This window comes from Faecalibacterium sp. OF04-11AC (assembly GCF_003460645.1).
In the GTDB taxonomy this organism is placed as follows: domain Bacteria; phylum Bacillota; class Clostridia; order Oscillospirales; family Ruminococcaceae; genus Faecalibacterium; species Faecalibacterium prausnitzii_I.
Genome location: NZ_QTVP01000037.1, coordinates 1 through 22,689, shown reverse-complemented (window position 1 = coordinate 22,689; position 22,689 = coordinate 1). Strand labels below are relative to the sequence as shown.

The window sequence follows — 22,689 nt, the reverse complement described above, 5'->3', positions numbered from 1 at the left end:
TATTTTGAATTCCCCACTATATTTTTTCTGTGGTATTCCCTTTGGCATACAAAAACACCCCATTTCCTAAACAGTATACCATACTGTCTAACAAATGGGGTGCAGTTCAAGTTGGCGGCTCTCTTTTTTGTTCCGCCCCTGACTTACGTTAGAGCGATGTGGGCGGTACAGGACTCGAACAGGGCCATCACGTTTTCTCTTCCCCTTGGCAAGCTCCATTTTCATGATATAATAAGATTGATCGTATGTCCTGTTTTCGCCGAAAGGAGCTTGAACGACTCGACCGGCTGAATACGATCCTGCAATTCCAACTGGATAAAGTCCTTGCATAAGGAAATGATTTTTCATACATTTCATCTTCTGACGGCGAAAGGAGGCTTCCCATGAACATTCCGGAAATTCTGGTCGCAAATGGAACCGGTATCATCCTTGTGGTCTTTCTGTTCCTCCTCCGCGTCCGGAACAGTGAGACAAAACAGACCGGTGCCGTCCTTTACGATGGAATGTTGGCGGTCACGCTGGTCGCGCTGGTCACCGAGACCATCAGTTTCCTCATTGACGGGCAGCCGTTCCGGGGCTGTCACACGCTCGTTGTCCTTACCAATACCCTCTGCACCGGTTCCACCGTTTTGGTGGGCTTTTTGTGGTGCCTGTTCGTGGATTTCCGTATCTACCGCAGCACCCGGCGGCTGCACCGGAAAATCCTGACGCTGGGCATTCCGCTCCTCCTCGTACAGCTTCTCATGGTCATCAACCTGTTCGGCACCGGGCTCATCTTCCACGTCTCGGCAGAAAATGTCTACTCTCGCGGCCCGCTGAATTTTCTCCTTTATGCCACGCTGTTCCTTTACTTTGCCGAGAGTATTTATCGAGTCACCCGCTCCAAACAGACCGGCATTACCATTGAGTTTTTCCCGGTGTTCTATTTTGTCATCCCCTGCATCCTGGGCACCGTCGTCCAAGGCATATTCTACGGTCTGTCCACAGGCTGGCTGGCCGTAGCGGTCGCGATGGTCTTCATCCACATCCAGCTGCAAAACTTCAACACCTTTGTGGACGAGACTTCCGGCCTGTTCAACCGCAAATACATGAACTTCTATCTTGAGAAAGCTCACAAGACGAACCCCCGCCAGCTGTACGGCATCATGATGGACGTGAACGATTTCAAAAAGATCAACGACCGCTACGGCCACTCTATGGGCGACCGGGCCATTCGGGAGATCGGCAAAATCCTTTCCGCCTCCCTGCCGGAGGACGCTGTTGCCATCCGGATGGCGGGCGATGAATTCGTCATCCTGCTGAGCCGCGGCAATGGCAAAATGCTGGAAGATACCCGGGCCGCCATTGAGGATGGCCTGCGCCATTTCAACCAGACCACAACCGCTCCGTTCAAGCTTTCGTTCTCTATGGGCCTGGCCCGGTACAATGGCCGCTCCACCGAGAGTTTCCTCAATGAGCTGGATCAGAAAATGTACGCTGAGAAAAAGGCCTATCATCAGGAGCATCCGCGGTGAACCCGCCGCTGGAAAGGAGTGTTCTTATGCCATCCCCCATCCGGGCCGTGATCTTTGATATGGACGGTGTGCTCATCGACAGCGAACCCGTCTACCTCGGGATGCAGGCCCGCAACCTGCAAACAAAATACCCCTGGGTCACTCTGGAGAGCATGTACCCCACCGTGGGCATGTCCAGCCAGGAGTATCCCCGCTTTATGGCCAGGCTCTGCCGGGTGCCCTTTACCCCGGAGTTTGAAAAAGAGCTGATGCAGGCCGACGAAAACGAGCCCATCCACTTCCCCGAGATCCTCCGCCCGGAAGCCCGCCCCATGCTGAAGCAGCTGCGGGCCATGGGCTTGCAGCTGGCGTTGGCCAGCTCCAGCCCCATGAGCAACATCCGGCAGGTGCTGAGCGAGTGCGGGCTGATGGAGTTTTTCCCCGTCATCGTCAGCGGGGAGCAGTTTGAAGCCAGCAAACCCGACCCTGAAATTTATCTCCACACCATGGCGCGGCTCGGCCGCCGCCCGGAGGAATGCCTTATCGTGGAAGACTCCACCTACGGCGTGCAGGCGGGCGCGGCCGCCGGGGGCCTTGTGGCCGCCCTGCGGGACGAGCGCTTCCCCTTTGACCAGAGCGCGGCCCGCTTCCACATCGGGAATCTGAGCGAGATTCCCGCTCTGGCAGCTTCCATCCAGTAATTTCTTTTTGTTTTGATACCGGGAGGCGATTTTTATGAACAAGCGCACCCTCGTGGTGGACCAGCTGTACAATCTGGCCGCCGGGTTCCTGTATGCCCTCAGCATCTGCTACTTTGCCCGCGGCTCAGACTTTGCCCCCGGCGGCATCTCGGGCCTGGCCTCATCGTCAACTACCTGTGGCACCTGCCCGTGGGCATCACCACGCTGGTGTTCAACCTGCCTCTCGTGGCCCTGAGCATCCGCTTTGTGGGCCGGGCCTTTCTGGCAAAGTCGCTGGTGAGCATGGTGTGGTGCACCGTTTTTCAGGATGTCGTCTTTGCCCGGGTGGGCTGCTATACCGGCGACCCGCTGGTGGCAGCCCTGTTTGCAGGCGTCACCTGGGGCTTCGCGCTGGCCCTGCTCTACATGCGGGGCTCTTCCAGCGGCGGCACGGATTTCCTCACCATGTCCATCAAGGTGCTGCGGCCCCACCTCTCCATCGGGGCGGTCACGGGCGGCATTGATCTAGTCGTCATCCTGCTGGGCTGGCCCGTGTTCGGCACGGTGGATTCCGTTCTGTACGGCCTCGTCACCACGGTCATCACCTCGTTGGTCATTGATAAGGTCATGTACGGCAGCTCTTCCAGCAAGATGCTCACCATCATCACCACAAAAGGGCAGGAGATCGCCGACGAGATCTCCCGCGAGTGCGAGCGCGGCTCCACCATGCTCAAAGCCATTGGCACCTACACCAACACCGAGCGGCAGATGCTCCTCTGCGTCTGCGCTCGGCCCCAGGTCTACCGCATCCGCACCGCCGCCTACCGCATCGACCCCGGCTGCATGGTCATGGTCACGGAGGCGGGCGAAGTGTACGGCGAGGGCTTTATTGACCCCGGCAAGACCTCTTCTTTTTTATAACACAAGGAGGCTTTTCTCCATGAACTTTGGTTCTGCTCTGGAACAGGTGCACCGCCGCGCCCCGCTGGTGGACTGCATCACCAACTTTGTCACCGTCAACGATTGCGCCAACATCCTTCTGGCCGTGGGCGGCTCCCCCACCATGGCCTCGGACATCCGGGAAGTGCAGGAGACCGCTGCCGCCGCCAGCGCTCTGCTGTGCAATCTGGGTGCCATCGACAAAGTGGAGTCCATGATTTTGGGCGGGCAGGCGGCCAACCGGGCAGGCAAACCCGTGGTCTTTGACCCTGTGGGCGCCGGCAACACCAGCCTCCGCCGGGCGGAATCGGCCCGGCTGCTGGACGCCGTGCAGTTTGCGGTCATCCGGGGCAACGCGTCGGAGATTCGTGCTCTGGCCCAGCGCCGGGCGGCGGGCAGCGGCGTGGACGTGAGCGACGCCGACCAGATCACGGAGAAGACCCTCCCCCGCACCGTGGCTTCTGCCAGAGCGCTGGCAGTGCAGACCGGGGCCGTGGTGGCCGTTTCCGGCCCCATCGACGTGCTGACGGACGGCAGAGAAACCATTCTGCTCCACAACGGCTGCGCCACCATGTCCCGCGTCACGGGCAGCGGCTGTATGCTCACCGCCCTCATGGGCGCGTTCTGCGGGGCCATGCCCGGCCAGCCCTTTGCGGCGGCCTGCGCGGCGGCGGCGACGATGGGGGTTGCGGGAGAGCTGGCCGAGGCCCGCCGCCTTGCCCACGGCACCGGCAACGCCACGTTCCGCACCGACCTCATTGACGCCGTGTTCAACCTGACCCCCGCCCAGCTGGACGCCTCTGTCCGCTGGGAGTCTTATTCAAAGTAATATTTCGTCATGATACCACAAAACGCCGCAGGGTTCAGGCCCTGCGGGACGTTTTTGTGGTTTTGATTCCGTTTCAGCCCCAGCTCACATGGTGAACTGGATGGCGCAGAACGCCGCATAGATGCAGAGCAGCAGCACGCCCTGCACCCGGGAGAGCTTGCCCCGCACCAGCGCCGGGACACACATGAGCACCATGACGGCCAGCATCACGGGCAGGTCCAGCACCAGACTGGAATTGATGCCAAACAGGGTGGAGCTCTGGGGGATGGTGAACGGCGCAATGGTCACGGACGCGCCGCTGACCAGCACCAGATTGAAGACGTTGGCGCCCACGATGTTGCCCAGCGAGAGGTCGCTGCAGCCCTTGACAAGGGACGTGATGGCTGTGACCAGCTCGGGCAGCGAGGTGCCCAGGGCCACAAAGGTCAGTGCAATGACGGACTCGGGCACGCCCAGCGCCTGGGCAATGAGGGTGCCGTTGTCCACCAGCAGGTTGGCACCCACGGCGATGAGCACGGCACCCGCCACCAGAAGCACCAGCGTTTTGGTCAGGGTCATTTCTTCCTCGGCAGCCTCTGCTTCGGCCTCGGCCTCAGCGCCCGCCGGGGCGTTTTTCATTTGGAGCACGTTGGCCACCATATAGGCCACGAACAGGGCCAGCATGATGAGGCCCATAGGCCGGGTGAACTTGCCAAAGCCGTAGGCTGCCACGCAGTAGATCGCTGCCGCCGCAAAGAAGAACGCCACTGGCATCCCCAGCGTCTTACGGTCCACCTTGCCCGGGCGGACGGCGATGGTAATGGCCGCGATGAGCGCCGCGTTGCAGATGACAGAACCAATGGCGTTGCCGTAGGCGATCTCACCATGGCCGGACACCGCCGACATGGTGGAGACCATCACCTCGGGCAGGGTGGTGCCGATGGACACCACCGTGGCACCAATGAGCAGCTCCGGCAGGTGGAACCGCCGGGCCAGCGCCGAAGCGCCATCCACAAACCAGTCGCCGCCCTTGATCAGGCAGAGCAGGCCGATGATAAATAAAATAACCGGAATCAGCATGGCTTTTCCCTCCTATACAGATACAATGCGAAACGTCTTTTTATCATACCAGATTTTTGATTTTATTGCAATCTTTTGCCCATTTTACCCCACCCCGCAGAAAATTGTTGCACAGAAGCCGAAAACGATTTCTAGTAAAGAGGAGTTCGAGGTCATCAAGACCCACTGTATGCAGGGTGCCAACATGCTGCGGCGGCTGGAAAATTTTGAGGATGAGCCCCTGCTGCAAACCGCCTACGACATCGCCCGCTGGCACCATGAACGCTGGAATGGCCGGGGCTACCCGGACGGCCTCAAGGGCAATGACATCCCCATCAGCGCGCAGATCGTCTCCCTGGCCGATGTGTACGACGCCCTGACCAGTGAGCGCTGCTACAAAGAGGCGTTCTCCCACGAGACTGCCATGCGGATGATCCTGAACGGGGAATGCGGCGCGTTCAATCCCCTTTTGTTGGAATGCCTCACCGATATCCAAGCCGAGCTCCAGAAAAAGTTGCAAAACATCGCTGTAAATCGCTAAAATTTCACACATGCAAAAAGCAGTGACCTGGTTTGATTGAATGAACAAGGTCGCTGCTTTTGCTTTGCGGAGAAAAAATAGTATTCTGAGTATGTCGGAGAAGCTGTTCTGTCCACCCCAGCCGTTACGTTTTTGGATCACCCCCGCCTGTGCGGGGAAAAGGCGGTCGGACTGGATCATCAGGTCGATATACTGGGATCACCCCCACGTATGCGGGGAAAAGACCAAGCCTGTTCCCGCTGGCGGTATCCTGATGGAATCACCCCCGCGTATGCGGGGAAAAGAGATAATCAACGACTTCAGACCGCTTTGCACGGGGATCACCCCCGCGTATGCGGGGAAAAGGCAAGCGGTCATGGACGGCATCATTAAAAGCGGGGAAAAGCCGACAGAGCCATCAAACATCTCATCTGACCAGGGATTACCCCCGCGTATGCGGGGAAAAGGAGCAATGGCTGCACCACATCATCGTGCTGGTGGGATCACCCCCGCGTATGCGGGGAAAAGACCATGGCTTGCAGCATATTGCGCCCGATGCGGGGATCACCCCCGCGTGTGCGGGGAAAAGGACCATCAATCTGGGCCTGCTGCTGGATCAGTAGGATCACCCCCGCGTATGCGGGGAAAAGTGTGGCGTAGGTGGTACGCAATTTTCACCCCCCGGATCACCCCCGCGTATGCGGGGAAAAGACGTCCAGCCCAGCGGCCCGGGCGTTGCGGTAGGGATCACCCCCGCGTATGCGGGGAAAAGGGCTGCTGTGTGTTTTGATCTCTGAACCATTCGGGATCACCCCCGCGTATGCGGGGAAAAGAAAATGCATACAAAGGTGGACGGCCGCTTTGGGGGATCACCCCCGCGTATGCGGGGAAAAGTCCACGTTCTTTGCCTGCAAGGCGGCAATGTCGGGATCACCCCCGCGTATGCGGGGAAAAGTTCCATCCAGCATCTGACCGCAAGCTTGGGCGAGTTCGAGGTACAAAAAGGTCATCCGGTCTTTCACCTGCGGCAGCGCCTGCAGGTCTGGCCGGATCATGCCCGGCATCTCCGCCATGGTCTTATCCTCCACGCATCACGGTCAGCAGGCCAAGGCCGTAGGCTTTGCCCCGGCCCATGCCCTGACACAGCAGGTTCCGGAACGCCTCGGGGTCCGTCACCTGCAAAACGCCCTCATACGTCACCGCCAGCAGCGACACCGGGCGGGTGCCGCGCTTGGCAAAGTGGTGCCACTGCACCCGGGTCACGGTAAAGGAATCCTCCGTTAGGGCAAAGCCGTGCTTTGCGGCGCGATCCAACAGCCACTGCTTCTGGTACTGTGTCGTGCAGTGTGCAGCCACGGTTCCCCGCGCTGCGGTTTTTGGGCGTCTTTGCAGCTTTTGGTGGGGTTGGCCGCCAACCGAAACTGCCAGCGGCTGCCCGGTGTGATCCGCGCCAGCAGCGGGTCATAATTCCGGGACTCTGGTGCCGCTCCGGTGCCAAACTGCTCCACAACGCCGGAGAGGTCCGGCATCTCCTCGCTGAGGAGGAGCAGATACAGCTTTTCGCCCAGCCGGTCCAGCCGCCACAACCGACGGCGGCGCTCCCCGGAAAAGGCACTTTCCACCGCGCCATGGAATTTCTGTGGTGCCGCCAGCGCCGTCATGGTGCTGCGGCGGATGGGGTCAAGCTCTACACGGGATAAATACATCTGCACTTCACCTCACAATTCACAGAATGGGTCATGGGCGGTCGGCTCCGGGGCCCTGCGGGCTGCCGGAGGGAGATCTCCCGGGCCGAGCGGTAACCGTACTGCCGGTGCCGCGGGTCGTAGGAGAGAGGCACATCCCGCTGCGGGACAGCCCCCGGCTCCTGCGGTGCGGCATCCGCCACGATGCGGGTCGGCTTGGGCCCGCTGGGGCAGAGCGCGGGCTCCGCCTGCAAGGCCTCCACAAGGCCCTGCTCCCGCAGGCCCAGGCAGAGCGGCAGGGTGGGCGGGCAGGCACGGCGGCCGAGATACAGCGGAAACACCGGGTGGGTCAGCGCCTCTGCCAGTTCCTGCAGCAAAGCGGTATCTTCACTTTCCAGGCCCACCAGAAAAACAGCATCTTCGAGGTAATGGCGGTAGGTGACATAGGAGCGGTCTTTCTCCTCGTTGCGGGCCATGTGGAAATCCACCAACAGCTGGCCCTCCCGCTCCACCCGGACGCCAAAGCGCAGCTGCGCCAGCCGGGTCAATGGCTCGGTCTCATCCCGCCGCAGGCCCAGCGCCGCGGCCAGCAGGCCGATCACTCCGCTCTTGGTAGGCTCCCGGGCCGTTTTCCGGGTCTCGAATTTGGAATCCGCGCCCCACGCCTGCAAAGGCGCTGCCAACCGAAGCAACAGCGTTGCCATTACCCCACCTCATTTCCGGCAAGCGCATCCCGGACAGCCTTTTCCAGTGCATCCAGCATGGGGTTCAGCGGCTGGGCCGGGGCCAGTGCTTCCAGCCCGGTGCCCACGGTAAAGCTCTTTGCAGGGGCCTCCGCAAAGCTCTGATACAGCTGCTGTGCATAGGCCTGCAACGCGTTCTTGGAGGGCTCCGCGTAGCCCTCCGCACTCTTCCGCACCGCCCGCTCAAAGGCACCACAGAGGTTCACGGGCTGGTCCTCCCGGATGGTCACATAGACGGCATCCGGCAGAGTGCGGTTGGCAAAGGTGTTCTGCTTGCCCGTGGGCATGGAGCGGATGAACGCCTCCCCAAAACTCCGCACCACTTCGGCTGCTTTTTTCGCATCCAGATGGCGTTCAAGCTCCATCACATTGACGGTTGCATAGCGGTACAGGGTTGCAGAGTTGTACTCCACGGTGCCCAGATGGCCTGCGCCCGCGTTGTCCTCTGCCTGACAGTCATCCACGGCGGTAAAGTAGTCGTATTCGTTTTGCACTGCATGGGTAGAAATGCTGTGGGCCACCTGTGCAGCGGCATCAAATTTCAGAGAGGGGTCATCTGCCACCATCCGGCCAAACAAGGCAATGTCTACCGACGGATTCTTTCTCAGCGCCTTTTGCAGAGCTTCTTTGTATGCTTTCTTGTCTTCAATATCATCGGCCACCGCCAATGTTGCCAGTGCCTTGATCTGTGCCTGGCTGATGAAGAACAGGGCCTTGGTGCCTTTCTCATCGTTCTTGATGCCTGCATTGTCCAGCGTCTTCTTGGCCAGCTTGGCAGCATCTTTTTCCGGGGCAAGGGCGGCGATCTCCTTTTCCACCAGCTCCGTCACCTTTTTGGTGCGCTTACCCACATCCTCTTCGTCCAGCAGGCTTTCCTCTACAAAGGCCTGCCGCATGGCGTGCTTCCACGCCTGAGAGGAGACCCGGGCGCGGGTCACGCCGCCGTAAATGGCCGTTTTGGGGCTGCCCGTATCGTCCCGGTTGATGCAGCTGGGCGGCACAGTCTGCAGCACATGGAAGTCAACATACAAACGCTTTTTCATAAGTCAGTTCTCCTTTTCCTGCGTCTCGGACGATTCGTTCTTCTCGTAGCGGTAGAGGTCCTGCCCCCACCGCAGGCGGATGTTGGCGGGCAGCTGTGCCAGCTGCGGGGCATCGCACTGCAGCCCGTACAGGTCAACAGCCAACTGCGGGTAATCCAGCGGGATGCTGTCCGGCTTTGCGGCCCGCAGCAGCTGAATCATGCCCCGCAGATGATGGCTGATCTCGGTAATTTCTTCGGCGGTAGCCAGCGCGTTGAACCGCCGCAGAATGCTGCTCTCGGTCCAGTCCTGCCCACTGGCCACGGTCTGCTCCGCCAGCCTGCGCACGGCCCGGCCCAGCGTGCAGCCGAGCTGGCTCACGCACACAGTATCGTTGCTCTGCTGGTGCAGGGCATACAGGGTCAGTGCCAGATAGACCGCCCACTCTTCATGGGAGGGGCCATTTGTGCCGTAAAAGCTCGCAGGCATCCCCTGCAAAAGGCCGCCCCACAGGTCTGGAAGCTCCCCGGGTGCATGTCCGATGCCCCGTCGCAGCTTTGCCAGCTCTGCACGCCGCTGGTTCTCCGGCAGACCCCAGAGCCATTGAATCTTGCCGTCCACATAGCCCCTGATGGCCTGTGTGCGGCTCTCGTTTTTCTCACTCATGCCGTTCCTCCCTCATCGTTTGTTTTCGGGTAAAGTTTGTACAGCCCCGCCCGGAAGCGGTTATAAGCTTTGGGAGCCGTGTACAGCTCCATCCGTTCGGTCTTTTTCCCGGCGTCCAGCTTGACCCGGTGCCCTACCAGCGCGGCGCTGCCAGCCTCCAGCACCATCTGCTGGCCCAGCTGCTCTGCAATGCCGCGGGCGATCACCTGCCAGCGGGCTGTGGTTTCGGTCATGTCATCTTCTTCCGGGTCGATGCTCCGCAGCCACTGTCGGAACGGCTGGTCTACTGCAAAATAGAACTGGGAACGGGCCGGGGCGCTGGCATTTCCGTTTTTATCGCCCGCGGCAGTAGCAATATCCTGCGCCAAGTGCCCCACCAGAGAGGCTGCCTGCTCGCACCGGCTAATTTCATCAGTGATGCGGTTCTGCCAGCCATAGCCCAGCTCGTCCAGCAGAACAGCCTGAAATGCCAGACTATCACTGAACGAATCATTCACGAAAAAGTCTTTGTCCCCGTATTGCACCGCTGAGATACGGAAATTGATTCTTCGTTTTGGGCTCAAAAACCGCAGCTGCTGTACTTTTTCTACCCAGCGCACCACGCCCGGCTGATGAACATTGCCCTCGCCCTTGCAGAACACGGACGGAAACTCCCGCCAGAACTGCTTTGCCGCATCATGGCGGCAGGGCACAAACACCGGCGGCTCATTCTTTTTGGTCGTAGCATTACGCCAGATGGTCATTTGCTCCACAAAAGCACTTTCGCGCGGGAAGAAATCGCCGCCCAGCAGAGAAAAACCATCCACTTTTCCATTTTCCCGGTGGAGGAGCAGCCGACGGGATTGAAGTGTGAGCAGCTGTGCCGGATTGTCCGGCTGTAAAATCTCTGTTCGCTCTGCGCTCTTGGGCGCATCCAACTCCCAGCAGGCTTATTTTCACTCCAGCATTCAGTGCCGTCTTTCAGCAGAGTCAAATTCAGCATCAGCGTCTCGAACAGATTTTCGCCGCTGGCCTGGATATAGCCGATTTTGCCCAGCCAGCCTGCACCTACCGAGGGCAGTCCTTTGCCCTTTGGCTTTGCCGAGGTGTCATCATAGCCGTTGACACTCAGCAGCCACCGCACCGCTTGCGCATAGGTCATCTCTGTTTTGCCCGCCCCGGCATAGAGTGGGAACAGCCGAATCTTATTGCTGCTCTCCGACATCTCGCCGTTCAGCTTTGCTGCGCCGTACTCCGTGCCGATAGCCGCCTCCGGCACCTGCCAGAATGGCCGCTCCGGGTGGAAGAGCCAGAAGCGGTCTTTCCACTGCTCCAGATAGTCCCGGATGGGCTGCTCCGGGAAATGTTTCAGTTCCCACAGCGCTCCCCAGCGCTCCAGAGCGGTTTCTTCGTCTTCCAGCGGCTCCGGCTCCCCCACTTCGTTCACGCGGGAGAAGACCGTAAACAACACCGCCAGCAGCAGCCGCAGCATGGCCGCGTCCTGGGTGGGCATCTCCCCTGCCAGGTCCATGTACTCCTGCGCATGGACCAGTGCATCCGTCAGAGAAACTTCCTGCACGGTATTGTCCGGCAGACGGACACGGACCCAGGGTTCCGTCAACAGGTTGAACTCAATTTCCTGCATCAGCTTCCTCCTTTTCATAAACCAGACCATTCTCACGGTCATAATGGAGCGTCATCCCCGCCAGATGGGCCGTCAGCGTTTCATCCAGCAGCAGCACCAGCTCCCCGCGCAGCATCGGGGAGAACTGCCATTGGGCCAGCAGACGGCGGTTGTCCGCTTCCAGCTCGTCAATGACGCGTTTCACGTTCCATTCCTTGCCAAACACTGCCGGGAGCCGCAGTTTCTGCCGCGCGATCTTCAGCGCCTCCTCCGGCTGCGGCGGGCAGTCGGACGCTACCGTCCGGCCTCCCTCCTGCCACGGCAGGAAATGGATGCTGCCATCCCGCCCCTGCACCATGACCAGCACCTCAACAGACGGGTCGCCGTCACGGACAGCCGCCCGGGCCGCCGGGTCAGAACAGGCACCCTCGTCTGCCATCCAGCCGTCCAGCGTATTGAGCCGGGGGAATTTTTTATACACCTTCGGGTGATGCACCAGATAAGCCTCTGCCCGGTCCTTTCGCTTTCCCTGTTCCAGTTCATAGTTATGGCACAGCTTCTCACTGGCGGCGTCTTCGGGCAGTTTGTCCTCCGCCGCCCAGCCATACACCTGCTGTACCAGCGGGGAGATCTCTTCCGGCAGGCGGATGGTCTGAGGCAGCAGTTCCCGTGTCCGCCAGAGCAGCCACTTTCCGTAGACTGCCGCGCTGCCCTCATCAAAGGCTTCCTCTCCGGTATCCAGCACTGCGCAGACGGCTGCCTGCATCGGCTGTGGGCGGCAGCGCCAGGTGTGGCGGTGCAGACGGCCAATGCGCTGTAGCAGCAGGTCCATCGGGCAAAGTTCCGTCACCATAACGTCAAAATCAATGTCCAACGACTGTTCGAGCACCTGCGTGCCCACCACAATGAGTCCATCCCGCCGGACCGGAGTCGAGTGCTTGCCGATCCGCTCCATGAGCTCCTGCTCCCGCGCGGCGCGGTCCGGCATCAGGAATTGTGCGTGGAACACCTGCACTTCTTTTTCCGGCAGAGCTTCCCGCAGCATCCGGGCCACGGCCTGTGCCTTTTTAATGGTGTTGACGATGACACCCGCGCAGCCGCCCGCCTGCATCTTTTCGCGCAGGAAACCGGGCAGGCCATCTTCCGTCAGCGGAACCGTCTGTACCGTCCGGCTGGGCATATCCAGCGGAATGGTCGTCTGGCGGACTTCCTCCCCATCCGTCCAGGTCAGGAGCGGATAGCCGCAGCTGGTCTTCCACGGTGCGTCTGGTGCGGAGGTTCGCTTCTGCTGGTAGGCTTCCACCAGCTCTGCCCGCCGCCGGGCCGGCAGCGTGGCTGAAAGTAAGATCACCGGCACCCGATACCAGCCCAGCCATTCCAGCGCCCGGTCAAGGTAGCGGTTCATGTAGGCATCATAGGCATGGCACTCGTCGATGATCACCACCTTGCCCGCAAGGCCGAGGTGGCGCAGCATCACATGCTTTTGTTTGAGCGCCGCCATGAGCAGCTGGTCCACCGTGCCAATGACAAAGCAGGCCAGCAGCGCCTGCTTGCTGCCCCGGAACCACTGGTGCACCTGCACCCGGTGCCCGTTTGTCTCGGAATCGTCCCAGTCGTCTTCTACCGGAACGGTCTGCTCCTGTAAGCGGATATACTCTTCGTTCAGCTCTGCCATGCCGTGGGCCAGCCGGATGCACTTTAGCAGCCTGTCCGGCTGGTTGTCCGCCCACTGCACCAGCCGCCCCAAAATCCCGTTTGCCGTTGCCTGCGTAGGCAAGCCAAAGAAGATTCCACCCGCGCCAAACCGCGCCGCCAGAATTTCCGCGGCTGCCAGCGCAGCCTCCGTCTTGCCTACACCCATCTGGGCCTCTAAAATCAAAATTCCCGGGGCGCTCACACTGTTGGCTGCTTCCACGGCAGCAGCCTGTACCGCGTTGGGTGGGAATCCAAAACGCGCTTTGAACTCCTCTGCGTCCACAATAGAAGTCTGCGCCTCCCAGGGTGCCGTCAGGTCTTTCTCATCCCATTTATTCCAGGCCCGTTCCGCACGCTCCGGATAAGCCACTTCGTTCCCCAGTTCTTCTACCGGGATCAACGGAAAATACTCGGTATTGCTGGCGATCCAGTCCGCCATGATAAGCAGTCCTGTCAGCAGAATTTCTGTAGGCGGAGTCAAGTCCGGCAGCTCTGCCGGGTCGTCGTAGCCGCAATCTTTCAGCGCTGTCTCAAACAACTCATCCCAGCAGCTTTCCCAAAATGCCTTTTCTCCCTTGGGGTAGTAGTTGCATGTCCAGCTCACCAGCTGAGCTTCCACTTCTTCCTGCTCCTGCGGCTTGCCGTGGTGGGCCCCCGCAATGGAGGCGATTCCTGGCGGACACTTCAGCTCTATCAGAATCGCTTCGCTCGCCCGGCGTGAGGTGTTTTCTTCCGGTCCTGCTCCGGGCAGGTCAAGGTAGTAAAGCGCTCCATTCGCTGCCTTGCCTCTGGCAGCAGCGGCATCAGGACACTCTGAAAGGCAACAACGCTCTTGCCAAGATCATGTGTCCAGCCCAAAAAGCGTGCCAGCGCGATCAGGGCTTCTTCGTCCAGGTCGGTTGCTTTCTTCACGCTTTCCGGCAGCCACTTCCGCACCAGCAATTCCATGATCTCTGCCGTATCCCGCAGATGCATCCAGAGCGGCAGCCAGAGGCTCGTATTATTCGGATCGGTTTTGCCCGCCAGGAACTTTGAATGGGTCAGTTTCATGCCGCGCCTCCTGTTCGTCCGGTGTGTGTTACTTTCCGAGATAGATATAGCATTGTGCTTGTACTATAAGATGGACTTTTGCAATTTTAAAGCATTTTTTCTTTATTTTTTCAAAGCTAGCACCGATTCCCCACTCTTGTCAATTATTTTTCATAGTTTTGTAGGGAAGCACAAAGTTTCTACTCGCTTTTTGTGCACAAAAAACCGCCCCGGCTTCCTGTTACGGAAACCGGGGCGGTCATATACTTTATTGGTGCTTTCTCAAGCCCTCACGCAAAACCTTGCGGGGATTCTTGATCGCAGCCTGAGCGGGCGCCAAAATTGCAGAGCGTTCGCAACAGTGATATGCCGTTTCTTTAACACGCTGTATCTCCAAAGAACGGCTTCACTGTACTAAGAGAAACTCCGTTACGCTTTGCTTTTTCCTGTTCATAAGTCACACGGGTAACTTCCTCAATAAAAGCTCGGACTTCCGGCGTTGCTGTTGACCATGTGACATTAAAGCGTCTGCAAATTTGATAAAATGTGCGATAAAATGTCTCTCGCTCTGCATCACGCTGAAAATATTCTTTTGCACTCATCAAACACACCTCATTTCAAGTAAGTTACAAAGATGTTCATTGCCGCCTCACCAGAAAGTTCATAACGCGGTGCTCCGCCAAAACTCGGCAATGGACAAGCTCCATAGTCCCGGACATAATGCTCTGCCAGCTCCGGAACCTTTGCCTCGAATGTGACCGTCCCGCCGCATTCATGGTCAATCGACAGCTTGATTCCGTACGCAATCAACACCCGGCCAATGCCCTGATACTTTTTAGAATGCCCGACAATTGTCGGATTGCTTTCCGGCTGGCTCTCAATGTAGGTAATATGAACCATCACGTCATTTTCCAATATTTCGTATGCAGCCAGCGCAACCAATTCGCCATTACTCGTCTTTAAGGCATACTTTTCAAAGGCATCATCCTGAATATAATCTGACAACCAGCTTGTTTGCCAGACGGGTTCTTTTTCAGTCTGTACTGCGTCAGATTTTTTCATGCGCACGATTTTCACACTGATATTCTGACTGCCGTCTGTTTTTATAATAAATGGTACAAACTTTGCCATACAGACCTCTTTTCCTAAATAAAGCATTTTACAGTTTTATTATACTCAGTCGCTCTTAAATTTTCAACCAGTCACCGTCTCTCGCTTTTCAAATCTTTTTGTGTAAAGATGTCCCCCTCGCAGAACTGCGAGATGTCGCCTATTGCCTTGGAACCGGAGTAACTGGTGTACTGGGCGACGGTTATTTTCAAACTCCGGTCAGCAGCATGAATTACTTTGTCAAAAATGATTCAACAACAATCCATTCCCCCGGTGGATTTTGGGGACACTTAGGCATCTTAGTCCAAGGTCAGCCAAAATATTTGTGGTTTCCGATAACGGCCTATACCCGGCAGCTAGTTTATAAAAATAGCACTGAAAAATATATGGCCATTCCTTGTATGGACAACTCTCTTTTGCTGATCAACTGCGATAAAATTGAAGAGCTGGTGCTTCTTGATGAGCCTGCGGCTCTCCTGTTGACATGGATTGGGACAGCACTGTAAGTGAGGGCGAAATTCCGGCGGTTGTGTATAGAACGAATGGGCTGCGTTTGCAAGGAGCAGTCATACACAAAACGCCCCCGGCTTCCTGTCATGGAAACCGGGGGCGCTGCGGTTTTATGGGAAACGCCTCAGGCGCTGCAAAGCCTCAGTGCAGCAGAGAGCTGACCCATGCCCGGGCGGCCGTCTTGGCCTGGAGCTTATTGTACATCTTCAGGGTGGTGTTGTACACCTTCTGGCTCATGGCATTGCTGGCGTTGGTGGCGGCAGCCTGCTTGGCCTCAAGCGTGTCGGCGGCGGCAACGGCGGCCTTCATATCGGCGTAGTCGGCCATGATCTCCTGCTGGAGCGCGGCATAGCTGGCCTTGGCTGCTGCCCGATCCTTTGCGGTGACCTGGTTGCCATTGCTGCCGTAGGTCAGCAGGTTGGAGAGGGCGTCACGCACGCCGTAGAAGGAGTCGGTCCAGTCGTCCGGGTAGGTATAGTAGCGGCCCTTGGCATCCTGATACCAGACGCCCTCGGTGGGCTGCTCGTCGGAACGGGTGACCTTATGGACCGAGACCTTGTAGACATCTGCAGTGTCGGTGGTCAGCATCGGATAGTAAGGGACGAAGGCGTTGTACACGTCGTCGTCAAAAGCGGTCCACTCGGTAATGGCGGTGTTCAGATCGCCGGTGGCGCTCACCTGGAACAGATGAGTCTCCACATTGCCCGTCTTGCCGATGGGCTCGGTCTGAAAGAAGTGGATGGAATCCTCCACCGAGAACTTCTTGGTCAGCTGGATATTGGAGTAGACCGGGACGATGGCACCGTTCTCGCCGACGTTGCTGATAGCAAAGTCGGTCTCGCTGTAGTTGTCCTTCGTAAAGGTGTCGGTGCCGTACAGATAGTTCAGGCCGGCTGCCATGCGGTCCGATGCGATGTCACCGTTGTAGGAAGCATCCAGATCGATGACATTGGCAGCGGCGTCGCCCACAAAGGTACCGGCCTTCTGGGCCACGGAGATCAGGTTGGCAGAGGCCACCACATGGTCGGTGTCATCCAGATCGATCTTGCCCATAGCGGCGATGTTGGGCTGCATGAAGACCACGCTGGAGGAGAGCTTCAGGGCAAGGTAGGTGTGGCCCGTCAGGTTCTCCACGAACCAGGTCTCGTTCTGGTCGGCAATGAACACGCCGGAGCCGCCGGCTGCACCGGCGTTGTCGTAGATGGAGGTCAGCAGGGCAACACCCTCGCGGGCTGTGGAAGCTTCGCTCAGCAGCACCGTGGTGATCTCGGCTTCCTCAATGCCGTTGTCCACATAGGGGTCTACGCTCAGCACGGCGTCGGTGCCGTAGAGAGACTCGGTGGCAGAGACCATGACGCCCTTCTCGTTGGTGCCAGCCTCCTCATAGGGGGTGTGCTCGTGGGTGCTGTCGCAGTCCGGGCAGACACCCAGACCGTTGTCGTCCCGGCGAGCGGTGTAGCGGTAGCTGTCGTGGGTGAAGGTGTAGGTAAAGCCGTAGCAGCCCTCGTACACCTCGCCCGCGGTGTGCTTCCCGGCGGGGCTGATGTTGAACAGCTTGTTGTAATCGTTGGTGCCCAGATCCTCGATCCGGCCAAACATGGTGGTGCCATCCTCGGTGAGGTCGCTGCCGACATAGAGTGCCGTGCAGGCAAAAGCGGAAGGAACCACGGCAAGCGTCATCGCACAGGCGATGAAAGCCGCAGCAATTTTCTTCTTCAAAGACATAATAGTATCGATCCCTCTCTTGTTGATTGTCGGCATTTCGTCGGCGGGTGTTATAATACACCCATTTTAATGAAAATGCAAGTATTTTCCCGAAATTTTAGCATATATTCATTTTTATATGGTATATATTCATACTGCGTTTTTCATCTGCCCCTCCGTGAGCGCAAAAAACCGCCCCGGCTTCCTCTTTCGGAAACCGAGGCGGTTCGTTTGCGTTATTTGTGCTTTCTCAAGCCCTCACGCGATTACTTGCGGGGGTTCTTGATCGCAGCCTGAGCGGCAGCCAGACGTGCGATAGGCACACGGAACGGAGAGCAGCTGACGTAGTCCAGGCCAACATTGTGGCAGAACTCGACGCTGGAGGGATCGCCGCCGTGCTCGCCGCAGATGCCCAGGCCCAGGTCGGGACGGGTCTCACGGCCATCGTGAGCAGCCATCTTGATCAGCTTGCCGACACCGATCTGATCCAGGTGCTGGAACGGATCGCTCTCGTAAATCTTCTTCTCGTAGTATGCGCCCAGGAACTTGGCAGCATCATCACGGCTGAAGCCGAAGGTCATCTGAGTCAGGTCGTTGGTGCCGAAGCTGAAGAACTCAGCTTCCTTCGCAATATCGCCAGCGGTCAGAGCGGCACGCGGGATCTCGATCATGGTACCAACCTGGTACTTCATGTCCACACCAGCCTCAGCAATCAGCTTGTCGGCAGTTGCAACCACGACGTCCTTGACGTACTTCAGCTCCTTGACCTCGCCAACCAGCGGGATCATGATGTGCGGGGTGATCATGTGGCCAGTCTCAGCGGAGACTTTCAGAGCAGCCTTGATGACAGCGTTGGTCTGCATCTCAGCGATCTCAGGATAGGTAACAGCCAGACGGCAGCCACGATGGCCCATCATGGGGTTGAACTCGTGCAGGCTGACAACCACGTTGTTCAGCTCTTCTGCGGTCATGCCCATATCCTTTGCCAGAGCAGCGATGTCCTCAGCCTTGGTGGGCAGGAACTCATGCAGAGGCGGATCCAGGTAACGAATGGTCATCGGGCGCTCACCCATGATGCGGTACATCGCGGTGAAGTCTGCCTCCTGGAACGGCTCAACCTTTGCCAGAGCGACTTTGCGTTCCTCAACGGTACGTGCGCAGATCATCTCACGGACAGCAGCGATGCGGTCCTCAGCGAAGAACATGTGCTCGGTACGGCACAGGCCAATACCCTCGGCACCCAGGTCAACGGCCTGCTGTGCGTCACGCGGGTTATCGGCGTTGGTCATGACCAGCAGCTGACGAGCTGCGTCTGCCCAACCCATGAAGCGGTTGAAGTTCTTGTTGCCGGTAGCTGCAACCGTAGCGATCTGCTCACCGTAGATGTTACCAGTAGAGCCATCGATGGAGATCCAATCGCCCTCAACGAACTTGTGGCCGTTGATCTCAAAGGTCTTAGCCTCTTCGTCGATCTTCACATCGTTGTCATTGCCGCAGCCGGAAACACAGCAGGTGCCCATACCGCGAGCAACAACGGCTGCATGGCTGGTCATACCGCCACGGACGGTCAGGATGCCCTGAGAAACCTGCATGCCGACGATGTCCTCGGGAGAGGTCTCCAGACGGACCAGAACGACTTTCTTCATCTCGCCGGACTTGACCTTCTCCTCTGCTTCCTCAGCAGTGAAGACGATCTGGCCGCAGGCGGAACCGGGAGAAGCTGCCAGGCCCTTGCCGACGACCTCAGCTGCTTTCAGGGCAGCAGCGTCGAACTGGGGATGCAGCAGGGTATCCAGCTGCTTGGGCTCCACGCGCAGGACAGCCTCCTGCTCGGTGATCATGCCCTCGTCCACCAGGTCGCATGCGATCTGCAGAGCAGCCTGTGCGGTACGCTTGCCGTTACGGGTCTGCAGCATGTACAGGTGGCCGTCCTCAATGGTGAACTCCATATCCTGCATATCGCGGAAGTAGTTCTCCAGACGGGTTGCGATCTCAACGAACTGATCGTACACCTCAGGCATCTGCTCGTGCAGGTGGCTGATGGGAGACGGGGTGCGGACACCAGCAACGACGTCCTCGCCCTGTGCATTGATCAGGTACTCGCCCATCAGCTTCTTAGCGCCGGTGGCGGGGTCACGGGTGAATGCAACACCGGTACCGGAACGATCACCGGAGTTGCCGAAAGCCATCTGCTGGACGTTGACAGCGGTGCCCCACTCGTAGGGGATCTCGTTCATCTTGCGGTAGACGTTTGCACGGGGGTTGTCCCAGCTGCGGAAGACAGCCTTGACAGCCTCGATCAGCTGATCACGGGGATCCTGGGGGAACGGCTTGCCCTCGTTCTCCTCATAGATCTTCTTGAAGATGCCGACCAGCTCTTTCAGGTCCTCAGCGGTCAGGTCCACGTCGTTCTTGACACCCTTGACCTCTTTCATCTTATCGATCTCGACCTCGAACAGGCTCTTCGGAACCATCATGACGACGTCGGCGAACATCTGCACGAAACGGCGATAGCAGTCGTATGCAAAGCGGGGGTTGTTGGTCTTCTTGGCCAGGCCCTCAACAGCCTCGTCGTTCAGGCCCAGGTTCAGGATGGTGTCCATCATGCCGGGCATGGACTGACGCGCGCCGGAACGGACGGAGACCAGCAGGGGGTTTGCGTTATCGCCAAACTTCTTGCCGGTGATCTCCTCCAGGCCCTTGACGTGCTCGAAGATATCAGCAGTGATCTCATCGTTGATCTGACGGCCGTCTGCATAATACTGGGTGCAGGCCTCCGTGGTAATGGTGAAGCCTGAGGCACCGGCATACCGGCGGCAGTCATCTCTGCCAGACCGGCGCCCTTGCCGCCCAGAATGTTCTTCATGGTGGTCTTGTCGCCGCCGAAGGCCTTGTTGCCCTCGCTGAAGTAGTACAGATACGTTTTGCTCATGCGTTCTTTACCTCCCAATTGGTGGCCTCCGGCGCAACGCTCCGGCGGTCTCATCGTTTGCTCTGTCTTTGGTCACGATGAACATTTGTTATTGTGAATGCTAAACTATTATACCAGAAATCCCGGGTCATTCCATCGGTCAAAGCGCCAAATTTAATTGATAAATTTTGTGCAATCTCTTGCATTTCACTCACTTTTACGCTAATATAGAATGGGAAGAATTTCGAGAGTATTTTCTCATTTTTCGTTGTTTTTCTCACTTGTTGGATACAACTTACTATCCATTTAATTTGTCGCATTCCGTCTCACTGCCCTTTCTGGCCGAGTTTGTCGCTCAGTTGGGCATTCCGGAGGAGGTATTTTTATGAATTCTGATTTTTCCGCCGCCCGCGCGCGGCTGGATGCTGCCGAGGCAAAGCGTGAAGAAGTGCTGCTGCGCCACATTGCAAACGGCGTTATGATCGAGAGCCGTACCGTGGAGATCGACGAGAGCGTCGTCATCGCCCCCGGGGCAAAGATCCTGTCCGGCACCATCCTGCGGGGCAAAACCGTCATCGGCGCGGGCTGCGTCATCGGCCCCAACAGCCTCATTGAGGACAGCACCGTAGACGAGGGCACCACCGTCAACGCCAGCCAAGTGTACGGCAGTCATCTGGGCCCCCACAACAACATCGGGCCGTTCACCCATGTGCGGGTCAACACCGTCACCGATTACGGCGTCCATCTGGGTGCCTATGTGGAGACCAAGAATTCCAACTTTGCCCGGGGCAACACGGTCAGCCACCTGACCTACATCGGCGACAGCGATGTGGGCAAGTACTGCAACTTCGGCTGCGGCACCGTCACCTGCAACTACGACGGCAAGGATAAGTTCCGCACCACCATCGGCGATTACTGCTTCATCGGCTGCAACACCAACCTGGTGGCCCCGGTCAAGATCGGCAACGGAGCCTACACGGCCGCCGGCAGCACCATCACCAAAGACGTGCCCGCGCAGGCGCTGGGCATCGCCCGGGAGCGCCAGACCAATCTGGACGGCTGGGCCGAGCCCAAGATGGCGGCCTACATCGCCAAGAAACAGAAGCTGGAAAAAGAGCAGAGCAAGTAACCCTCTGCCGGAAAGGAGCCGCGTATGAAATCTGGAAATTTTCGCAAGCAGGCGCTGAGCCTTGTCCTTTTCTTCGCGGCTGTTGCCGCCGTGTTTGCCCTGACCCGTCTGCGCAGCGACCCGGCCAAAAAACAGGCGGAGTTCGTGGTGCAGCAGCTGCTCTCCTGCTCCTCTGCCGTGGAGCAGGCCGTGGACGCCGCCGCGCCCGCCGGCAGTGAACCGGGGCTTGTTGCGGTAGATACTGATGGGCTGTACGCCTTTCTTCAGGCGCAGCTGGGCGATGCCATGACTGCCGACTGCCTTGACAAGGTCATGGCGAACCGTCTGCCCACCCGCATCACTGCGCTGGCCGGGCAGTCCGGCGACAAGCTGACGCCCGCTGACCTCACCCTGAAAAAGCACGCCGGGGCAGAAAACTGCTACGACTTTTCTGCCGCCCTGCTGACCGCTGCGGACAGCACCTCCGCCGCGCAGGTATCCGGCACCATCACCATGGTGAAGGAGGACGGCCGCTGGAAGGCCGCTGCCATCACACTGAACCTGTAATAAACCCTTTTGCCCCTGTGCCCTGCGGCACGGGGGCATTTTTTGCCCATTTTTCGCTTATAATGTATATCTTTTTGCGCGCGCGTATGTTATACTTAGATGTTGTATCACACTATTATCAGGAAAAGGTATTATCATATCATGAATGAAAACGATATCTGGCTCATTGCAGGGCTGGCAACCCCGAAGCAAAGTACGATGGCACCCGCCACAACGCCGGTTTTGCCGCGCTGGACGCACTGGCCGACAAGTGGAACATCTCTGTGGGCAAGACCAAGTTCCAAGGCCTGTGGGGACAGGGCGAGGTGGAGGGCCACAAGGTCGTCCTGCTCAAGCCTCTGACCTACATGAACCTTTCGGGCGACTCCATCGCCCCGCTGGCAGGTTTCTTCAAGATCCCGGTCGACCATGTCATCGTCCTGTGCGACGACATCACCCAGGCCCCCGGCAAGCTCCGCATCCGGCCCTCCGGCTCGGCAGGCGGGCACAACGGCCTCAAGAGCATCATTGCCCGGCTGGGCGGGGAAAACTTCCCCCGCATCCGTCTTGGCGTGGGTGCCAAGCCCCATCCGGATTACGATCTTGCCGCCTGGGTACTGGGCAAGTTCCCGCCTGAGGATGTCAAAGCGATGACCGACCGCTACCCGGACATGGAAGCCGCCGCCAAACTCATCATGGACGGCAAGCTCGGCTTCGCTCAGAGTAAATATAATGGATAAACCTCTCAGTCTCGCATCCGCTCGACAGCCGTTCCCCTTTCGGCACTTGCGTCGCCACCCTGCCCCCGGCGGGAGTCTTTCCTAACAGGGGAGCCCTTGGCAAAGAGGTGTCGTTTTT

General features: G+C 58.4%; 18 protein-coding genes, 4 pseudogenes and 1 CRISPR repeat array. Of the genes and pseudogenes, 10 read left to right on the top strand and 12 right to left on the bottom strand.

Annotated features, from left to right (window positions below):
- Positions 1-383: 383 nt before the first annotated feature.
- The 5 genes from DXA70_RS12370 to thiM are packed head-to-tail and all read left to right on the top strand — an operon-like array spanning position 384 to position 3,941.
- Positions 384-1,514 carry a GGDEF domain-containing protein gene (locus tag DXA70_RS12370; RefSeq protein WP_128118649.1) on the top strand — a complete coding sequence of 377 codons (1,131 nt, stop codon included), beginning with the start codon at positions 384-386 and terminating at the stop codon, positions 1,512-1,514.
- Between the two features lie 26 nt (positions 1,515-1,540).
- Positions 1,541-2,194: an HAD family phosphatase gene (locus tag DXA70_RS12365; protein ID WP_128118648.1), complete on the top strand. Its 654-nt coding sequence runs from the start codon at positions 1,541-1,543 to the stop codon at positions 2,192-2,194.
- Between the two features lie 34 nt (positions 2,195-2,228).
- Positions 2,229-2,429 (top strand): YitT family protein, encoded by a 201-nt coding sequence (locus tag DXA70_RS14835; RefSeq protein ID WP_243001384.1) that lies wholly within the window; start codon positions 2,229-2,231, stop codon positions 2,427-2,429.
- Positions 2,384-3,094, top strand: a complete 711-nt coding sequence (locus tag DXA70_RS12360) for a YitT family protein (RefSeq protein ID WP_243001383.1) — start codon at positions 2,384-2,386, stop codon at positions 3,092-3,094. Before DXA70_RS14835 ends, DXA70_RS12360 begins: the two co-directional genes overlap by 46 nt.
- A 19-nt stretch (positions 3,095-3,113) precedes the next feature.
- On the top strand, positions 3,114-3,941 hold the full coding sequence (thiM, locus tag DXA70_RS12355; protein ID WP_112115743.1) for a hydroxyethylthiazole kinase: 828 nt from the start codon (positions 3,114-3,116) through the stop codon (positions 3,939-3,941).
- An 84-nt stretch (positions 3,942-4,025) separates the two neighbouring features.
- Here thiM and DXA70_RS12350 read toward each other — a convergent pair whose 3' ends face one another.
- Entirely contained in the window at positions 4,026-5,000 is a 975-nt protein-coding gene (locus DXA70_RS12350; RefSeq protein WP_128118647.1) for a calcium/sodium antiporter, read from the bottom strand.
- Between the two features lie 100 nt (positions 5,001-5,100).
- Between DXA70_RS12350 and DXA70_RS12345 the strand changes: the two are divergent.
- Positions 5,101-5,520, top strand: a pseudogene (locus DXA70_RS12345) (HD domain-containing phosphohydrolase); the annotation flags it as partial.
- A 418-nt stretch (positions 5,521-5,938) separates the two neighbouring features.
- Positions 5,939-6,454: a CRISPR direct-repeat array (repeat unit 28 nt; unit sequence GGATCACCCCCGCGTATGCGGGGAAAAG).
- Positions 6,455-6,576: 122 nt separating this feature from the next.
- Here the strand turns inward: DXA70_RS12345 and cas6e are convergent.
- The 9 genes and pseudogenes from cas6e to DXA70_RS12305 all read right to left on the bottom strand — a co-directional run bounded on the left by cas6e (position 6,577) and on the right by DXA70_RS12305 (position 15,073).
- Positions 6,577-7,160 (bottom strand): annotated as a pseudogene (gene cas6e, locus DXA70_RS12340) (type I-E CRISPR-associated protein Cas6/Cse3/CasE).
- 26 nt (positions 7,161-7,186) lie between these two features.
- On the bottom strand, positions 7,187-7,888 hold the full coding sequence (gene cas5e, locus DXA70_RS12335; protein ID WP_243001382.1) for a type I-E CRISPR-associated protein Cas5/CasD: 702 nt from the start codon (positions 7,886-7,888) through the stop codon (positions 7,187-7,189).
- The gene (gene cas7e / locus DXA70_RS12330; RefSeq protein WP_128118645.1) at positions 7,888-8,970 is read right to left on the bottom strand and encodes a type I-E CRISPR-associated protein Cas7/Cse4/CasC; all 1,083 of its coding nucleotides are present in this window, start codon (positions 8,968-8,970) and stop codon (positions 7,888-7,890) included. The genes cas5e and cas7e overlap by 1 nt, the downstream gene beginning before the upstream one ends.
- A 3-nt stretch (positions 8,971-8,973) precedes the next feature.
- Positions 8,974-9,615, bottom strand: a complete 642-nt coding sequence (gene casB / locus DXA70_RS12325; protein WP_128118644.1) for a type I-E CRISPR-associated protein Cse2/CasB — start codon at positions 9,613-9,615, stop codon at positions 8,974-8,976.
- Positions 9,612-11,239: pseudogene (gene casA, locus DXA70_RS12320) on the bottom strand (type I-E CRISPR-associated protein Cse1/CasA). Before casA ends, casB begins: the two are co-directional and overlap by 4 nt.
- Complete coding sequence (gene cas3, locus DXA70_RS12315) at positions 11,226-13,532, bottom strand: CRISPR-associated helicase Cas3' (protein WP_278321343.1); 2,307 nt, start codon at positions 13,530-13,532, stop codon at positions 11,226-11,228. Before cas3 ends, casA begins: the two are co-directional and overlap by 14 nt.
- 74 nt (positions 13,533-13,606) lie before the next feature.
- Complete coding sequence (locus DXA70_RS15165) at positions 13,607-13,963, bottom strand: HD domain-containing protein (protein WP_278321342.1); 357 nt, start codon at positions 13,961-13,963, stop codon at positions 13,607-13,609.
- Between the two features lie 356 nt (positions 13,964-14,319).
- Entirely contained in the window at positions 14,320-14,544 is a 225-nt protein-coding gene (locus DXA70_RS12310; protein WP_128118643.1) for a hypothetical protein, read from the bottom strand.
- Positions 14,545-14,554: 10 nt separating this feature from the next.
- Positions 14,555-15,073: a hypothetical protein gene (locus tag DXA70_RS12305; protein WP_055185444.1), complete on the bottom strand. Its 519-nt coding sequence runs from the start codon at positions 15,071-15,073 to the stop codon at positions 14,555-14,557.
- A 206-nt stretch (positions 15,074-15,279) separates the two neighbouring features.
- On the opposite strand from DXA70_RS12305, the gene DXA70_RS12300 reads away from it, so the two are divergent.
- Positions 15,280-15,558 (top strand): hypothetical protein, encoded by a 279-nt coding sequence (locus DXA70_RS12300; RefSeq protein WP_128118642.1) that lies wholly within the window; start codon positions 15,280-15,282, stop codon positions 15,556-15,558.
- 145 nt (positions 15,559-15,703) lie between these two features.
- Here DXA70_RS12300 and DXA70_RS12295 read toward each other — a convergent pair whose 3' ends face one another.
- Positions 15,704-17,287: a C69 family dipeptidase gene (locus DXA70_RS12295; RefSeq protein WP_242981010.1), complete on the bottom strand. Its 1,584-nt coding sequence runs from the start codon at positions 17,285-17,287 to the stop codon at positions 15,704-15,706.
- A gap of 245 nt (positions 17,288-17,532) precedes the next feature.
- Positions 17,533-20,198: pseudogene (gene ppdK / locus DXA70_RS12290) on the bottom strand (pyruvate, phosphate dikinase).
- Between the two features lie 364 nt (positions 20,199-20,562).
- Between ppdK and DXA70_RS12285 the strand changes: the two are divergent.
- From DXA70_RS12285 to pth, 3 genes are all read left to right on the top strand, one after another.
- Positions 20,563-21,306 carry a UDP-N-acetylglucosamine diphosphorylase gene (locus DXA70_RS12285; RefSeq protein WP_128118641.1) on the top strand — a complete coding sequence of 248 codons (744 nt, stop codon included), beginning with the start codon at positions 20,563-20,565 and terminating at the stop codon, positions 21,304-21,306.
- Between the two features lie 24 nt (positions 21,307-21,330).
- On the top strand, positions 21,331-21,852 hold the full coding sequence (locus DXA70_RS12280; protein WP_128118640.1) for a hypothetical protein: 522 nt from the start codon (positions 21,331-21,333) through the stop codon (positions 21,850-21,852).
- A gap of 158 nt (positions 21,853-22,010) precedes the next feature.
- Entirely contained in the window at positions 22,011-22,571 is a 561-nt protein-coding gene (gene pth, locus DXA70_RS12275) for an aminoacyl-tRNA hydrolase (RefSeq protein WP_347553568.1), read from the top strand.
- The last annotated feature ends 118 nt before the right edge of the window (positions 22,572-22,689 follow it).

Coding starts and splice junctions, on each gene's coding strand:
- DXA70_RS12370 (WP_128118649.1), top strand. CDS start 384: ATGAACATTCCGGAAATTCTGGTCGCAAATGGAACCGGTATCATCCTT.
- DXA70_RS12365 (WP_128118648.1), top strand. CDS start 1,541: ATGCCATCCCCCATCCGGGCCGTGATCTTTGATATGGACGGTGTGCTC.
- DXA70_RS14835 (WP_243001384.1), top strand. CDS start 2,229: ATGAACAAGCGCACCCTCGTGGTGGACCAGCTGTACAATCTGGCCGCC.
- thiM (WP_112115743.1), top strand. CDS start 3,114: ATGAACTTTGGTTCTGCTCTGGAACAGGTGCACCGCCGCGCCCCGCTG.
- DXA70_RS12350 (WP_128118647.1), bottom strand. CDS start 5,000: ATGCTGATTCCGGTTATTTTATTTATCATCGGCCTGCTCTGCCTGATC.
- cas5e (WP_243001382.1), bottom strand. CDS start 7,888: ATGGCAACGCTGTTGCTTCGGTTGGCAGCGCCTTTGCAGGCGTGGGGC.
- cas7e (WP_128118645.1), bottom strand. CDS start 8,970: ATGAAAAAGCGTTTGTATGTTGACTTCCATGTGCTGCAGACTGTGCCG.
- casB (WP_128118644.1), bottom strand. CDS start 9,615: ATGAGTGAGAAAAACGAGAGCCGCACACAGGCCATCAGGGGCTATGTG.
- DXA70_RS15165 (WP_278321342.1), bottom strand. CDS start 13,963: ATGAAACTGACCCATTCAAAGTTCCTGGCGGGCAAAACCGATCCGAAT.
- DXA70_RS12310 (WP_128118643.1), bottom strand. CDS start 14,544: ATGAGTGCAAAAGAATATTTTCAGCGTGATGCAGAGCGAGAGACATTT.
- DXA70_RS12305 (WP_055185444.1), bottom strand. CDS start 15,073: ATGGCAAAGTTTGTACCATTTATTATAAAAACAGACGGCAGTCAGAAT.
- DXA70_RS12300 (WP_128118642.1), top strand. CDS start 15,280: ATGAATTACTTTGTCAAAAATGATTCAACAACAATCCATTCCCCCGGT.
- DXA70_RS12295 (WP_242981010.1), bottom strand. CDS start 17,287: ATGTCTTTGAAGAAGAAAATTGCTGCGGCTTTCATCGCCTGTGCGATG.
- DXA70_RS12285 (WP_128118641.1), top strand. CDS start 20,563: ATGAATTCTGATTTTTCCGCCGCCCGCGCGCGGCTGGATGCTGCCGAG.
- DXA70_RS12280 (WP_128118640.1), top strand. CDS start 21,331: ATGAAATCTGGAAATTTTCGCAAGCAGGCGCTGAGCCTTGTCCTTTTC.